This is a genomic window from Candidatus Accumulibacter meliphilus, assembly GCF_036625345.1.
GTDB lineage: Bacteria > Pseudomonadota > Gammaproteobacteria > Burkholderiales > Rhodocyclaceae > Accumulibacter > Accumulibacter meliphilus.
Map to the genome: position 1 here is coordinate 56,993 of NZ_JAZKTZ010000003.1, position 14,146 is coordinate 71,138.

A 14,146-nucleotide genomic window follows, 5' to 3' on the forward strand; every position below is an offset into this window, starting at 1 on the left:
CCATTGATCAAAATAAATGAGTGCAAGCTTCAAGCAGTCCGGCTGACGGATGCCGGCCGCCGTTCACAGCCAGCGACGCGCTATCCAGCCGACCCACTCCAACACGCGCTGCGGCCAACGTCGCCGAGCCCAGCTTCCGGCCGTGACCGCTAGCGATTGGGACAGATCATCGAGAAACTGTCGTTCGAGCAGGGTACAAACGTCAGGCTCGTCCACAGCCAAGACCAGCTCGTAGTTCAGGAAGAAGCTCCGGTAATCAAAATTTGCGGTGCCAAGTGCGGCCCACTGCCCGTCGATCGTGAGCGTTTTCGCATGCAGCATGCGCGGCTGGTACTCGTAGACCCGCACCCCGGCGGCGATCAACGCGGCGTAAAACGCCCGCGCTGCCCAGCGCACCAGCGGGACGTCGTTGCGCAACGGGACGAGTAGCTGCACGTCGACACCACGTCGTGCAGCCATCATCAGGCGCTGTTGCATGAGCAGGTCGGGAACGAAATAGGGGGTAGTCAGATAGATGTGCTCACGCGCTCCGGAGAAGGCCTGCGAGTAGAGGCAGCGAATACGGTGTCTACAGGTACCAGCGTGATTCGAGATCAGGCTGGCGCCACCGCCATGTGTCGATGCCCAGCGGCGCTGGCCGCCCCAGAAGGCGTCAAAAAGGCCCGCCGCCTCAAGCACGAGCGCTCCCGAGATCGAGGCATGGGTATCGCGCCATCTCGTCTCACCGTAGAAACGCCGCGAGCTCTCCCGGTGAACGTTGAAGCCCCCGACATAGGCGAGACGCTCGTCGACCACCAACAGCTTGCGATGGTTACGCCGGTTGTAGCGCAGCGGCCGGAGCCAGTTCCAACAGTGAAACCAGCGCACTTGCACGCCCTGCTTAAGGACGTACTGCACGAGCGGCAGTGTTGACTCGCCGACCGCACCCGCTGCATCCAGATGCAGCCGCACCTTTACACCCGCCTGCGCGCGCTCGGCCAAAGCCACAGCGAACTCCCAACCGATCTCGTCGCCCGCAAAGATGTAGCTTTCCATGCGTACGACCCGGCAGGCGCACTTGATCGACGCGAGCATTGCCGCGTAGAGAGCATCGCCTTCGGTGAACAGCCCAATCTCCATTGGGGCGGACAGCGGCACTGAAACGTCGCCGGCAGAATCAGCGTCGCAAGCGCACGGGGCGAGAGCGCGGGAATTCGGGCTCATGGCTTCCGCGGCTTGTATGAGTACGGCTTCCCGAGTGTCGCCATAACGGCGATATTGCTGCTCGTCACACAGTCAATGTGGTTCTCGATCTGGAGCCTGAGAAATATCGACCGCCACGGCAGCAAGCAGCAGGCTCTCGCGAATTCCATCGTCGGCGCGCTGCTCGCCTTCGCGGGTCCTACCGCCACCTACTCGACCGGAGCTCGAACCTCGGCGAGCTTTTGCTCGATCTTGGCCTGCGGGATAGCGCCGGCAATTCGCTCGCCGTCCGCAAAGAAAATCGTCGGCGTGTGTTACGTCCTGCGCTGATTTAGAGCCCTCGGCCCAAGCTTTTCGAGGTTGAAACGCTGGCCGAGTCCCACGCTGCGACGGGAACATCTATCCCGGCGGCAGCGTGGGATGAAGGCGCTACCGAGGCGGCAGCGGCGTGGTCCGCCAGGGGGCTTCGGGATCGTACAGATTCATCTGCCGCTGGTGGTAGCGGCGCAGCTGTACGAAGTAACGGCTTTCGCATGCGACGGCGAGCTGGTTAAGGAATTCACTGAGCACTGCCGCGCTTTCATCGGAGAGCCCATCGGGGAACAACGGGAGAGCAGAGCGGCGGCTCATCGCAATTCCTCGATCGCCAACTGCAAGAGATCGTCCGGCAGATGATTGAGGCCGCGTGGTACCGCCAGGCGCATCGCCGTGCGCAGAATTCTCCCGGCGTGCCGCGGTAGCCCCTTGCTGGCCTGCCGCAAGATCTCCAGACCCGAATCGCTGAGCAGCGTATGCGTGCAACCGGCGCTCTTCAGGCTGTGCTGGATCAGTTGCGCAAAGCGCTCGCGTTCGAGCACCGGTTTGAGCTGCACGCGTACCTGAACGCGCCCGGCCAGCGCCGCATACGGCGCCCGCTCCAGTGTTTGCGCCAGTGCCGGATGGCCGATCAACCAGACCGACATCACATCGCGTGTATCAAAAGCGAAGTTGAGAAAGGCCGGCAAATCGCGGAAGAACTCCAGCGGCAGATTCTGCGCCTCGTCGATGATCCATACCGGCACCAACTGGCGGCCATCGACCAGTTGCAGGATGCGCTCCTTCAGATCGCGCCACAGCTGCGCCCGCCGATAGCCCGCTTCCACTCCCAGAGCGCGCGCCAGACCGCGATAGATATCGAGCCGCCCGAAATCCGTCTCCGCCTGATAGATCACCAGGTGGCGATGCGGATTCAGGCCGCGGGTCAGCTGGCGCAAGGCGGCCGTCTTGCCCACTCCCGGTTCGCCGGTGATCAGGCCGACTCCGGGCGAGTGCAACAACCAGGCGAAGCGCTCCGCCAACAGCCCCAGCGCACCGTCATCCCACAACTCGGCCGCTTCCTTGCCCAGCGGCGAATGCCGCAAACCAAAGTGTTGCAAGTCCATTTCACTCCCCCTTGCAGTCGTAATATTGCTGATAGATCAGCTCGATCAGATTCGGGCCGCTCTTCGTCGGGGGCGCTGGGTCAGTGTTCGCCGGGTCCGGCTGGCGTCGCCGACGTGTGGCGTTGGCCAGTGCATCGAGCGGCGTCGCCGCGCCGATCGCTTTCCCTTCCTCGTCCTCGACGCCGATCACTACCTCGGTATGCGGATCGACCACCAGAGACACCGTTTGACCGGAGAGCTCGAACGGCACCTCGAAGCGTTTGCCGTGATACGACACCGTGCCATCCTTGCGCACCAGACGGCTGACGCGATGCCGGAACAAGAGATCGAGCTTCGCCGCCAACGGCCCGAGCGGGCGAATCCTGGACAGGTCCTGCTGGTAACGTGCCAAAGGGCTGATGCCGTCCAGACTGGCATGCGGGCGGCGGTGATAAACCTGCTCGAGCCAAGCCCACAAACGCGCGTTGAGATCGTCCAGGCTGGCGATATGGCGCTCGTCGAGTTCGCTGAGAAACTGATCGCGGCAGGTACGGTGCCAGCGCTCCAATTTGCCCTTGCCCTCGGGCGCGTACGGCCGGCAGTGAATGAGATGGATGCCCAGCCGGGCGCAGATCCCCTGCAAAGTTTCGGCGCGATAGGCGGCGCCATTATCAACGACCAACTTGAGCGGAATGCCGCGCCTGAGCACCGCCTGCTTGAGCACGCCTTCGATGTCCAGAGCGGTCTCGCCAGGGCAGAAGGCGCTGTGCGTGAGCAACCGGGAAGCGTCGTCGAACAGTGAGACGAGATAGCTCTTGGCGAGTTTGCCGCCGATCGGGACGCGTGGGCCGTGCATCACGTCGCCATACCAGATCGCCCCCGCGGTCGCGGCGACAAAGCTGCGTTTCTCTTCCGGCAGGCTGGCCGAGCCGCTGATTCGTGACAGACCGTGCTGCTGCAGCAGACGGTGAATGGTCGAGCGGGCGAGGCCGCCACGGGCGACGGTGCCGGCCGCTTCGAGCAATTGGCGAATCTGGCACAGCGAGCGCCGCGGGTTGTCGCGCTTGGCGGCAAGAATGGCGGCCTGGGTGGCGGCGGAGAGCTTCGATTGCCCGCGGTCGGCGCGTACCTTGGGCGTCAGCCCATCGAGCTTGTGGAGGCGCCAGGCGTAGTACCAGGCCTGAATCGTCTTCTCGCTCAGATGCCGCCGACGGGTGCCGGGAATGGCGTATTCGCGGCTGGCCAGCTCGCGCAGAATCTGTTGCAGTTCTCCCCGCTCCAGCCGCTCGCGGCTAATCAGCGGACCCAGGACGGACAGGCGAAACAGGGCTTTCGGATCAATCGGGTTCATGACCACTCCTTGTGATAAATCGGAGAGGTGATCAAACCAGAAGGACCCGGATAATGACAGGAGCAAACTGTGTGGGGACCCCGCCCGGGCGGGGTCTGCCCTGTCCGCCGCTCGTTCAGGATCAGGACATCACGGGATGTTCAGCTCTTGATCAAGGAGGGTCATGGCTTGCACCAGGCCCATGGATTCGAATACCCGACGCCAGAAAGCGCCGAAGTCGGCGGCCCGCCCGAGTTCGGCACAGCGGGCGCGCAGGTGAAACTCGAACAGCAGGCTGCTCTTCTGTAGCCAGTCCCACCAGCGACCGGCGGTACGCCGGTCCGGCAGGCTGCCGAGTGCACGGCGCCGATCGGAGCGTTCGCTCAACTGCCGTTCGAGGTGGGCTTGCTGCACCGACCAGTCATACCAGCGGCGCGGTGCGATGCACGCCGGCAGACGTGAACAGGTGCGCCGACAACCAGAGCAACGGTAGCGGCAGATCGGTATCGGGTTGAGGGAAACCTGCCCGGCTCGTCGGTCGGCCTTGCGCTCATAGTGCCCGTGTGGCCAAAGGATCTTGAGCCCGCAATGCGGGCAGCACGGCGGCCGATACACTTCGGGGGCTTGCCTGACGGCCTCAAGATGCTGCTCGATCGTGTCGATGCCGGCTACAATTCGCTGCATGGGCTGGGCTCTCTTCTATCTCGGTTGTCTTGATAACTTCCCACGATAACAGAGGTGTCCCGGCCCATCTTTCGTTCACGTCGTCCCAGCCTCGTTCAGGCAGCACGCCTTCCTTCGCTCTCGCCGTTCATGGGATAGGCGACGCCGTCAGTTACTGGAGAGCGGCGGACGTAACAGGCGTGCCGCTGATCGCCAGCTTGCGGCCCATCTCGATGCTTTCCTTGACTGCCGTGGTATCGCAATCGCCCTTGCCTGCCGGCGGCTTGCCATCGATCATCCACTCGTTCCACGCCTTCGCCCGATCAGAGGAACACCAGATCTGATTGGACTTCTCGAGAGAATCTGGCGAGAGGATCGGGTAGAGGAAAGTGTAGATGGTCACGTTTTCCAGCTTGGCGGTTTCCTTGGCCAAGCGCTTGCAGTAGCCGCAGTTCGGGTCCTCGAAGGTCGCAAAAACACGCTTGCCATCACCGCGCACCTGCTTGACGGCGAGCGCCAGAGGCAAGTCAGAGAACTTTATCGCGCTGAGTTTCTGCTTTCGCTCGGCGGTTACGTTCTTCATCGTCTTGCCATCAATCAGCGAGCCGACGAGCAGCACCGAGACTTTCTCGTCGGTGTAAATGACCTCCCGGCCATTGGCGTAGACTTCATAGAGCCCTAGATAGGGGGTCCTGGTAACACTGGTCACCACGCCTCCGAGTTTGGCTTCGACCGCCTTCTTCACGGTGGCTTCGTCGGCGAGTGTCGGCAAGCTGAACGTAGCCGCAAGGGCGAGCGATACGAGCTTCTTGTACATCTTCTTTTCTCCGGCTTTGCTGGGTTGGTGTTTCCAAAAGCATCGATCGCGTAGCGCACTACTGCGCTTCTCGGTAACTCCTCAATAACCCCGGGCGTGCGTGCATGCGCTTGGGTCGGAGCCGGAACGCTACGGTCACCGACAGAGCACGCGCCTGAAGTTTCGGTCGAGGGGATAGACCCAGACGGTTTTGATGGGCAGCAAGGCTTGGTGGTGGACATCGAGCTTGCCGCGACCGGTGGTTTGTCCAAGGCAGAGCCAGTTGGCCGCTCGGTAAGCGGTGCCGCGAAAGCGCTCTTGCTCGACGAAAGTTTCGAGCAAGAGCGGCCGGTAACCGTACTGGACTGGCCAGTCGGCGGCGATCTCCCGGGCTGCACGAGCCAAGATGGACGAGGCCAGATTCTTGCATTCGATCCACGGCAGGATGAGGAATCGAGCATTATTCACGACCCGGTGCAGGTGCGCCTGGCGTTGCGAGGGGGTCCAGCCGATGTAGTGGTCGCGCGGCTGGGTCTTCCAGGCGGCGGCGCCGAAACTGAGCAAGGCGACGAGCCGTCCGCCCGCCCGAACGAAGTAGCGCAATTGGGCGCCGGGCAGCGGTTGATAGCCGAGGTAGTGATAACGGTCGAGGTACTCGTTGTGCAGATGCGATTCGGCGCGATTGCTGACCCGGTGCAGTTGCAGTGTCCCCAGGGCACGAGGGCCATCTGCCCTTAGGGGCCCCTCGGGTTCGGCCTGAGCGGTGCGACGGCGCCAGGGTTTTCCGTTGTGATTGCCGTTGCGCGGCGGGGGGAGTTGCAGCAAGCCGTCGGCCTGCATGCGCAGCATCGCCACGCGGCAGCTCATGTCCTTGAGCCGCCCGTCCTCGCGGCTCCAGCCAAGCTTGGCACAGACGAGCCGGGACAACTCGGCGCGCAAGGCAGCCGGATTGGCCGCGATCAGCTCCCGGATCTGGTCGAGTTCCACTCTGCTGAAGGGGCGCCCGCAATAGCGCCAGGGAGTCGCCTCAGAGGTCACGTCAGGGAATGCTCGCCGTCGGCGGGCCCTCGAAGATCCACTGTCCAAGAGGCGCAATCCGATGCCAGCCGAAGATGCGGTCTTCCAGATATTTCCAGAATGACAGCCCGTTCTTGCGACAGGTCTTCTTGAGGCTGGCGAAGGTGTCGCGGCAGCGGCGGCCCGACGGGCTACGGGTGGAGCCGCTGATCTTGCGCTTCTTCACGTAGTCGCGGATATCCGACTCGCTGAGGTTGTTGTGTAGGGGCAGCTCGGGACGTTGCAGCACGCGCAACAACTCCGCCTGGTTGCGGCGCATTCGTTTTAATGCCTGATCGAGGCTGGCATAGCCGGTCCGGGTGGCACAAAGCTTCCCGAAGCGTGCTTCGATCGCGGCGGCGGTGAGCACATCAGGCGCTTCTTTGTACGCCTTGAGCGCATCGTAGATCGCCCACAGCTCGCTGCGCGTCGAGGCCAGCGCCGCGCGTTGCGGCGCATTGAAGCCGAGCAGTTTGGCGAGCACCCGTTCGGCATGGATCCAGCACAGGGCGTGGATCAGCACATCGAACTGCCCGGCGTCATCGCTGAGGATCGCCAGATCGGGGGCGACGCCGTGCGCGACGACGGTACCCAGCAACGCGCCTTCGGTGACCACGCGGACATGGCGCGGATCCGTGATGGTCTGCTGAGCCAACAGCGCCTGCCAGGCGGCTTGACCTGTCCATGCCGCCGGTGCCAGGGAGGTGAGTGCCTGGAGTTGAGCGCCGGGCAGCTTGTGCTCGGCCATGTAGGCCAGTGCCGCTTCGTTAAGGGTGTAGGCATCGTGCCCGGCGCGGAGCAATTCCAGGAAATTGATCCGGCTCTTGCTGCCGGTGCTCGCGAACCAGGCGAAGCGTTCGTTACCGATATGCGTACAGTACCCATTTTTGCCCTGATGGCGCGCCCCCGTATCGTCCACTTGAACGTACCGGCTGCCTTGTAGTCCGGCTTGCAGCAGAGCGTCTTTCTCGCGATGGAAGTCCGTATGGCCATCGGTGATCAAGGCGCTGAGCTGCCCGGCCGAGATGTCGATCTGCCACTCCCGCAACTCTTCGAGCAATAACGGCTGCGTCACATGGGCATGGTGGTACTGATAGAGGATGAAAGCGCGCAGCTGCGGGCCGAAGTGCATACCCCCGATCTCGGTAGGCAACTGCCCGATCAAGCGCTCTCCCTCGGGGGTAACCCAGCGCTCCAGCCGATACCGGGTATTGTGCACGCCGATCCGGATGTCCTGCACCACGAAATCCTGGTACCCCTTGAAGCGACTGTTCTGCGGAACATCCGCCGCCGGCGGCCGCTTGACCGACTCGTGGATCTCAAGCTTTGCCGTCTTGTCGCGCTTGCCACGGGACTTCGGCCGGCTCCCCTTCTCCTTCCCGCTTCGCTCGCCTTCCAGCGCCGAGGGCTTGATCACCGGTTTCGGCTTCTGACCCTTCAGCTGCGCAAGCTCATCGCGCAGCGCCTGAATCTGTTCCTGCTGCCCATGACAGATTTCCAGCAGCAGCACGACCACCGGCGTCATCTCGTCGGCAGAGATATCAGGGATACGGGGTAGTGTCCGAGGGGGCTCCGTGCTCATGCCTGCAATTGAACCACGCTTCGCGAGCTGTGTCCAGCACTACCTGCAAGCAAGAATTCCAGATTCAGCGAACGGCCATGCCCGGGGTTATTGAGGAGTTACGCTTCTCGACACTGATACAGACCTCCCGGAATCCCCGGGGAACGTGGTCTAATTTTGGACAGTAGGTCGGCGAAGGCCGTCTCATAGCGGAGACTGGCCGACCTCGATGCGCAGCCATTTTCCGCCGGGGATCCTGGCGCCGAGACCAGTGAGCTTACGGCACAGCTGTTCTTGGGCATAACGGCGTGCGGGTTGCTGTAGCGGCTCCAGGCGAACGACCACCCAGTGTTCGTCACTGCGTACCCAGCCATGGCAGTTGAAAATCGCATAGAGCAGGTCCACCCGATCGCTATCCTTGGCATAGCTGTCGTCAAGCCAATCGAGAAGCTGGCGGCGCACGTTCCATACGGAACTCGTGACGAAGTCGAAGAGATTCTTGCCCTCGTTATCGATGGCGTTGAAGGAGCGGTAATCGGACAGCCCCGTGACATTGACGCGCTCGGGCAAGCGAGCCTTGTCAGCCTGGAGTTGTTTGAGTTGCGTTTCGCTCACGGCGATGGCCGCAGCAAGCCGCCGATGCCGACTGTTGTGGCGCTCACTTCCGTCCCGATTGAAGCTGGGTTGAGTCTTGGCCTGTTGCTTGTAAAGCTTGGCGAGATGGCCCTGGGTGCTCGCAATCTGCTGCGCAAGCCCTTTGATCTGGGGATTGGCGATGTCCTGTTTGTCGCTCTCGGCCAAGCCGAAACCCGGATGGTAATGATAGGGATGACGCCCCTTGAGGTGTTTGAAAGTGTTCTCCGAGGCGCCCCAGCGACTGAGCATCGCGGTCAGCACCTCTTGCGGCGACCACTGAAGGTCAGCGTCCCAGCAGAGCACGCTGATGCGGTGATTGGTACGCAAATTCCACAACACCACCCGACGCAGGTCGAACGTATGCGCCAGCTCGGCCATGCCGGTGTCGGGATCGGGATCGGGATCGGGATCGGGATCGGTTTTAGGTGGGTAGAGGCACGCCTTGGTCTCTTCGAGCAGGCGATAATCCGTGCCGTTCATCGACACGCTGTGCGTGAAGTCTGCGGCCGGCAAGGCCCTGAGCCGCGCAGGATTGGCGTTCTTCTCCCAAGTGATGAAGGGGGTGCGGCGGCGCACGAGTTCGCTGAAAAAGCCCAGCCCATCGCCCTCACGGTCGAAGACCTGTACCGGCGGGGTTCCCAGGGACTGTTGTCGCGCATACTCGCCAAGCTTCAGAATCTGAGCGCGCAGGTCTCCCTTGCCCTCCTGAATGTCGAAATAGACGATGCGCCCCTGTTCGTCACAAGTGACCAGATTGGTCTGTCCGGGCATCGGCATCCGCCGCTGTGTATTCCAGGCCGCATGCACCTTGTCCTGTCCGGTATAAGGCAAGAGATGACCGTCCGTAAACCACAGCCGGGTGGCGACCAGGCCGCAGCGGATCTGATCGGCAAAAAACGCCTTCAACAGCGCCTCGGCCCGCGACTTGCCGGCGACGTCATGGAACCAGGACCACAGCGTGTCGAGAGCGGGTAGCCGCCCCAAGCCCAGGAGCCGTCCCGCCTCCTCGCGCCGCTCATGTTTGAGCTGCTCAATGGAGCGGATGTTACGCACCGCCATCAGCACGAACACCTGGAAGATGCGCCAACCGTTGCCGAACAGCTGGGAGAGTCGTTGCATCCACTGCCCTTGGCTCATCAGGACCAGCAAGACAGGGAAAATGCCGGCATAGCGGCTGGCTTCCCAGTCATGGTGTTCCGCATAGGGAAGCTCGATCACTGCGGCGGGAACCTGTTCCGGTGAGGCCTGCTCCGCGACTGTCTGGCGGCTCGGCTGATCGACACGCACGACCTCTTCGAGGGGCGCTTCCTCCAGCGCACACCGCGCCGCGGCTTCGCCATCCCACGCGAGTTCCTCTTGTGTTACTTCCGCGGTCAGCCTCTTCTCGGCACGCCGCAAAGCTTCGAGTTCGCGGGCCTTGGAGCCGGGGCGGCGTTTGTCAACATGCAGCCGACCTTGCCGTTCTTCGCTCACGCTGTGGCTCGGACTATAGCCATGCAGCAGGCCGGTCACCCCAAAGAGCCGATAGCACTCGCGATAGTTGTGCAGCGTCTGGCGACTGAGATTGAGCACCTCGGCCAAGCGCGTCTGGTTCAGCTTCCTCTGTAATAACTCAACCACCAGGAGGCGCCGCTCGGCCTTGTCGGCAAGATTCACCCGTTTGCTCAGACTGCCATGATGATAAAGGTCACCCTGGCTGCGAGGGCCACGCGGAAGGTGCAGACAATAGCCTCTGCCCAAGTCGAAACGGCCTTCCTGCTTAACCGCTGGTTCCAATAACTCGCTCTGCGTCACCCCTCACCCCCAGGTCCCCGCTGCCTGACGCGATTCTAGCATGAGATTTATGCTTATTGCACTTGTTATTGCGTATTTACAATAGGATATAAGCATCGTTGTCCAATAAACGTTTTCCGTTCCCGGCGTGACGAAGGTCCAAAAAACGACGATAAGGCTTTTGAATCACGCGGTTAGCGGGGCGTCTGAGTCGCAATTCCGGGAGGTCTGCTGATACAGCATTCATCAGCCAACCCCGGCAATCAGGGAATGTCGATTTCAGGGTGTGGGCGACCTCCTCTGACCGCGGCGTCAGCGGACCAGCCTCCACCCTCCCCTTACGCCTCGCTCCGCGAAAGATGCGCAATGTGCCGTGTGTTTTGCCAAGGTCTGTCTCAAGCGTCTTTTCTACCCGCACAGACATAGATGGCGCCAAAGTAGTATTCCCTGTAATCGGTTTTCCTCAAATACCGTTCGATGGAATCCCAGGGATGGCGATCAGCCAAATCCAGGCTTACACCGAATGGTTTGTTCAGCCACACCGCAAGCTTGACCAGCCATGCGGGCCAACACTCAGGTTCCTTCATATCCAAGACCGCCAGATTTCCTCCTGGCCTCAGCGCACGGCTCGCCCTCTCGATGATCGCGTCGTACTCGGGTACCAAGGTAATTGCAAACGTCGAATACACAGCCGAAACACCGGCGGGAAATTGCCATTTGGCAAGGTCAGCCTGCACGATCTCTACGTTCGTCCAGCGCTCTCTGGCGACTCGACATCTGGCGACATCCAGCATCGCATCGGTGAGGTCCACAGCAACGATCTTTCCCTCGGGACCGATGATCCGCTGCACGTACTCGAAATTGAGACCGGTCCCGCAGCCCAGTTCAACGACATGATCTCCAGGAGCAAGGCCAAGTGCCAATATCGCGTCCTGCCGGTACTGGTCCATCGCGAATCCAAAAAGCCGATAAAGCTGGATTGACAAGTCATATCGTTTCGCGCGTCGGCGATAGAGATCCCGAGTTTCACCTTTGTTGAGCGTCATCGCAGCTTCCAGCTGGTCCGGTGCCCGGCTCGGCGGTACCAGATAGGTGGCGCGACGGCCGAGAACGCGCAAGCAGCGGACACTCGGAAAGCAAGTGGCGCCGGCTGCACATCGGTCCTGTTGCCTGAACAAGCCCGTACCGAGATCGCGCCACCATCGACGCTCACTGCAGATAGCGCTCCGGATCGCGCTCGAACTCCGCCTGACAGATTGGGCAGCAAAGCAGGTATTCATTGCCTTTGTACTGAATGGTGATGTGCGCCTTGTTGCGGTTGATGCGCTGGCCGCAGACTGGATCGCGGTCTTCGCGCTTTCTTTGTACTGCTTTGCTGTCATTCCTGTTCATCATCTTCTCCTTGCGTTGCGTTGAAATGGGTGTATGAAGCCGCCATAACTTGCGTGTTGTGGCGATGCTGCTGTGTTAGCGTGTCGCGCGGTCGAGGCGGTTAGCCGGCATCTAGCAGGCGCCGCTGGGCCCAGGGCCGTAGCAGGCGTCGCAGGTGCGATGGGCCATAGAGCCAGCGCAGGAACGTCGTGGTGTCGCTGATCCGCGCCTGTGCGCGCAGCAGCCAGCGATAGCCATGGTTGCCGAGGCGGTCGTAGATCGCACGATTCAATGCGCCAGTGTCGATCGGGCCCTTCATCTCACGCTGCCATGAGCCGTCGTAGTCGGTGTGTTCCAGCATGCTGCGCGCTGCCATCACGCCCGACAGGATCGCGTATCGCATGCCGAAACCGGCAAACGCGTCCTGAAATCCTGCCTGCTCGCCGGCCACCAGGTGGCGGCCACGGCGAGCCGTTGTCGGCACGAAGAAATTGCCCGCGCCGCCGTGGAAACGCGCATCCTGCATCGCGAAACCGAGCAGACCGCGGAAGCGGTCGACGGTGCGCTGGACGTAAGTGCGTTGTTCGGCAAAACCCTTGAACATGCAGCTTTTGACCGTGCCACGGCCGCCCATCACCAGCAGATAGGCGTAGCCACCCGGCGCGAGTGCATCGTCGAGGATCACCCAAAAGCCGTTTGCCAAGGATGTCTCGAAGTGGTACCCGACCGCGATGGCGCTGGCCGTGCGCGGACCGGTGGCCAGGATACCCGTGCCGTGCAATTGGTCCTTGCGGCTGCCGAAACGCAGCTCGACCCCCAGCGAGAGGGCCTGATCGAGTAGCGCCCGGTCGAGGCTGCCGCGGCCCGGGCCGCGCTCCACGAGATACAAGATCGGCGCTGAACTGCGCAGAGGGTAGCGGCGGTCCCAGGCATCGAAGCCGATACCGTGGGTGCACGGCGTCATTGCGAAATCGGTCGTAATGCCAGCAGCCCGCAGGACATCGAGGACGTCGCGCTTACCAGACCAGTTCTCAAGGCCCTGGAGATCACCTTGGAAGCGATGGCCGACCTCACGCTGAGCCTCATGCAGCACGACCTTCCTGCCGCCCCGCGCAAGCGTGATCGCGGCAGCCAGACCGGCGGGTCCGGCGCCCACGATCTCGATTGGCGCGAACTCCTTGTTCGTCGCGGCAATCCTTCTGGAGGTTGCGTTCTCTGTCATTCGCGGGTCGTTTTCGTCAAGTAGCATTCGCGATTGCTGGTTGCCGAAGAGCGCCTCGTTCAGCAGCAGCCATGCCGGCGACCGGGTTCTGCCGGCTTTGCCGCCTGCACGGTCGGATACTGGTCGGGCGACGCTTCAAAGCGATCACGGTTTTCGCGCGACTCAAAATAGACGGGGGTTCCGCGATAGATCGACGCGATGGCCTGGAGCGGATCCACCGAGCGACCGCTGACCGGGTCTGTGGCGGGTAGCGTCGCTTCGGCCGCTGCGCCGCCATGACTGCCGTGGGCTTTGTCATCATGCTGCCCCCCGTCACCTGCGCCGCGATGATGATTTCCGCCACTGTGGCCGCCGCAGCCCATCCCCCCCCAACGCATGAGCATGAAGATGCCGATGCCACCCGCAATCAACAACCAGTTTTGAGTTATCCATTCCATGTGTTTCTCCTTTGCATTGTTTCCGATGGCAAATGCGATCCGGGACTATCCCGCTATTTCTTGCAGCTGTCGTGCATTGGTAGCCACAGCAACCATGACGGGCTATTCGCGGTCGCGGCCAAGATCTGCGGCACCCACAGGCCGGAGATCAAGTGGAGGACACCTGCCGAGCAATCTCTCGAGGCGAAAGAATCCTGGTGACCTGGCGATTTGATAACTCATCAGTGGCATCCTGCGGATGGACTAACCTGCAGGTTGTCGATCTCGCACTCTTCTGTGTAATGGATGAACCCGCGGCGCAAATTCTCTCCCCAGCCGTTACCGAGGTGTGCCCCGGCTTTCTCGAGCTCCGCTTCAATTTGTGAAGCAGTCGCCTGCAGCAGATCGTAGGTCACCACGACTTCCGCACCGCTCACTTCCAAGGATTTGATGCCCATCATGGCGTTGATTTCTGCTTGCAGGTGCTTTGCCTGAGTCTCATCGAGCGCCCTATCCACGACGAACCGTCGTTGCTTCAACACAACCACCCCCTGTTTCTTGGGCGCGGGATGACCCGGTGTGCCGACATACAAGTGCGGATGGGCCTCGAAACGCTCGCGACACTGCGCTGAGCAGAACGCATAGTCTCTCCCACGATAGTGGAAGCGATAGCTATCCGGCTCGACCATCATGTCGCACACCACGTCTTCTACTTTGGTTTCTATGGGCATCGTTTTCTC

At 61.7% G+C, this 14,146-nt stretch carries 15 protein-coding genes; 1 reads left to right on the top strand and 14 read right to left on the bottom strand.

Annotation, left to right across the window (positions count from 1 at the left end):
• Positions 1–63: 63 nt before the first annotated feature.
• Entirely contained in the window at positions 64–1,137 is a 1,074-nt protein-coding gene (locus tag V5B40_RS06530) for a phospholipase D-like domain-containing protein (protein WP_332353766.1), read from the bottom strand.
• Between the two features lie 78 nt (positions 1,138–1,215).
• Between V5B40_RS06530 and V5B40_RS06535 the strand changes: the two genes are divergently transcribed.
• A complete protein-coding gene (locus V5B40_RS06535) occupies positions 1,216–1,512 on the top strand; it encodes a hypothetical protein (protein ID WP_332353767.1) in 297 nt (98 codons plus the stop codon).
• A gap of 99 nt (positions 1,513–1,611) precedes the next feature.
• Here the strand turns inward: V5B40_RS06535 and V5B40_RS06540 are convergent, their stop codons facing one another.
• The 13 genes from V5B40_RS06540 to V5B40_RS06600 form a co-directional block, all read right to left on the bottom strand.
• Positions 1,612–1,812: a hypothetical protein gene (locus V5B40_RS06540; RefSeq protein ID WP_332353729.1), complete on the bottom strand. Its 201-nt coding sequence runs from the start codon at positions 1,810–1,812 to the stop codon at positions 1,612–1,614.
• Positions 1,809–2,603, bottom strand: a complete 795-nt coding sequence (locus V5B40_RS06545) for an ExeA family protein (protein ID WP_332353730.1) — start codon at positions 2,601–2,603, stop codon at positions 1,809–1,811. Before V5B40_RS06545 ends, V5B40_RS06540 begins: the two co-directional genes overlap by 4 nt.
• Before the next feature lies 1 nt (position 2,604).
• A complete protein-coding gene (locus V5B40_RS06550; protein ID WP_332353652.1) occupies positions 2,605–3,933 on the bottom strand; it encodes a DDE-type integrase/transposase/recombinase in 1,329 nt (442 codons plus the stop codon).
• A 129-nt stretch (positions 3,934–4,062) separates the two neighbouring features.
• Entirely contained in the window at positions 4,063–4,596 is a 534-nt protein-coding gene (locus V5B40_RS06555; protein ID WP_332353731.1) for a DUF6431 domain-containing protein, read from the bottom strand.
• Positions 4,597–4,747: 151 nt separating this feature from the next.
• Positions 4,748–5,392: a DsbC family protein gene (locus V5B40_RS06560; RefSeq protein ID WP_332353768.1), complete on the bottom strand. Its 645-nt coding sequence runs from the start codon at positions 5,390–5,392 to the stop codon at positions 4,748–4,750.
• A 135-nt stretch (positions 5,393–5,527) separates the two neighbouring features.
• The gene (locus tag V5B40_RS06565) at positions 5,528–6,358 is read right to left on the bottom strand and encodes a DUF4338 domain-containing protein (protein WP_332353769.1); all 831 of its coding nucleotides are present in this window, start codon (positions 6,356–6,358) and stop codon (positions 5,528–5,530) included.
• A gap of 52 nt (positions 6,359–6,410) precedes the next feature.
• Positions 6,411–7,952, bottom strand: a complete 1,542-nt coding sequence (locus V5B40_RS06570) for an IS66 family transposase (protein ID WP_332353770.1) — start codon at positions 7,950–7,952, stop codon at positions 6,411–6,413.
• 240 nt (positions 7,953–8,192) lie between these two features.
• Positions 8,193–10,280: a helix-turn-helix domain-containing protein gene (locus V5B40_RS06575; RefSeq protein WP_332353771.1), complete on the bottom strand. Its 2,088-nt coding sequence runs from the start codon at positions 10,278–10,280 to the stop codon at positions 8,193–8,195.
• A gap of 512 nt (positions 10,281–10,792) precedes the next feature.
• Positions 10,793–11,443: a class I SAM-dependent methyltransferase gene (locus tag V5B40_RS06580; protein WP_332353772.1), complete on the bottom strand. Its 651-nt coding sequence runs from the start codon at positions 11,441–11,443 to the stop codon at positions 10,793–10,795.
• A gap of 163 nt (positions 11,444–11,606) precedes the next feature.
• Positions 11,607–11,789, bottom strand: a complete 183-nt coding sequence (locus V5B40_RS06585) for a YHS domain-containing protein (RefSeq protein ID WP_332353773.1) — start codon at positions 11,787–11,789, stop codon at positions 11,607–11,609.
• 100 nt (positions 11,790–11,889) lie between these two features.
• On the bottom strand, positions 11,890–13,017 hold the full coding sequence (locus V5B40_RS06590) for an NAD(P)/FAD-dependent oxidoreductase (RefSeq protein WP_332353774.1): 1,128 nt from the start codon (positions 13,015–13,017) through the stop codon (positions 11,890–11,892).
• Positions 13,018–13,049: 32 nt separating this feature from the next.
• Complete coding sequence (locus V5B40_RS06595) at positions 13,050–13,427, bottom strand: hypothetical protein (protein WP_291984701.1); 378 nt, start codon at positions 13,425–13,427, stop codon at positions 13,050–13,052.
• Positions 13,428–13,648: 221 nt separating this feature from the next.
• On the bottom strand, positions 13,649–14,137 hold the full coding sequence (locus V5B40_RS06600) for a YHS domain-containing protein (RefSeq protein WP_291984699.1): 489 nt from the start codon (positions 14,135–14,137) through the stop codon (positions 13,649–13,651).
• Between the last annotated feature and the right edge of the window lie 9 nt (positions 14,138–14,146).

Bases quoted from the DNA above. Each gene is read 5' to 3' on its own strand.
- V5B40_RS06545 (WP_332353730.1), bottom strand. From the start codon at position 2,603: ATGGACTTGCAACACTTTGGTTTGCGGCATTCGCCGCTGGGCAAGGAA.
- V5B40_RS06560 (WP_332353768.1), bottom strand. From the start codon at position 5,392: ATGTACAAGAAGCTCGTATCGCTCGCCCTTGCGGCTACGTTCAGCTTG.
- V5B40_RS06570 (WP_332353770.1), bottom strand. From the start codon at position 7,952: ATGACGCCGGTGGTCGTGCTGCTGCTGGAAATCTGTCATGGGCAGCAG.
- V5B40_RS06585 (WP_332353773.1), bottom strand. From the start codon at position 11,789: ATGAACAGGAATGACAGCAAAGCAGTACAAAGAAAGCGCGAAGACCGC.
- V5B40_RS06580 (WP_332353772.1), bottom strand. From the start codon at position 11,443: ATGACGCTCAACAAAGGTGAAACTCGGGATCTCTATCGCCGACGCGCG.
- V5B40_RS06595 (WP_291984701.1), bottom strand. From the start codon at position 13,427: ATGGAATGGATAACTCAAAACTGGTTGTTGATTGCGGGTGGCATCGGC.
- V5B40_RS06590 (WP_332353774.1), bottom strand. From the start codon at position 13,017: ATGCTACTTGACGAAAACGACCCGCGAATGACAGAGAACGCAACCTCC.
- V5B40_RS06555 (WP_332353731.1), bottom strand. From the start codon at position 4,596: ATGCAGCGAATTGTAGCCGGCATCGACACGATCGAGCAGCATCTTGAG.
- V5B40_RS06550 (WP_332353652.1), bottom strand. From the start codon at position 3,933: ATGAACCCGATTGATCCGAAAGCCCTGTTTCGCCTGTCCGTCCTGGGT.
- V5B40_RS06600 (WP_291984699.1), bottom strand. From the start codon at position 14,137: ATGCCCATAGAAACCAAAGTAGAAGACGTGGTGTGCGACATGATGGTC.
- V5B40_RS06540 (WP_332353729.1), bottom strand. From the start codon at position 1,812: ATGAGCCGCCGCTCTGCTCTCCCGTTGTTCCCCGATGGGCTCTCCGAT.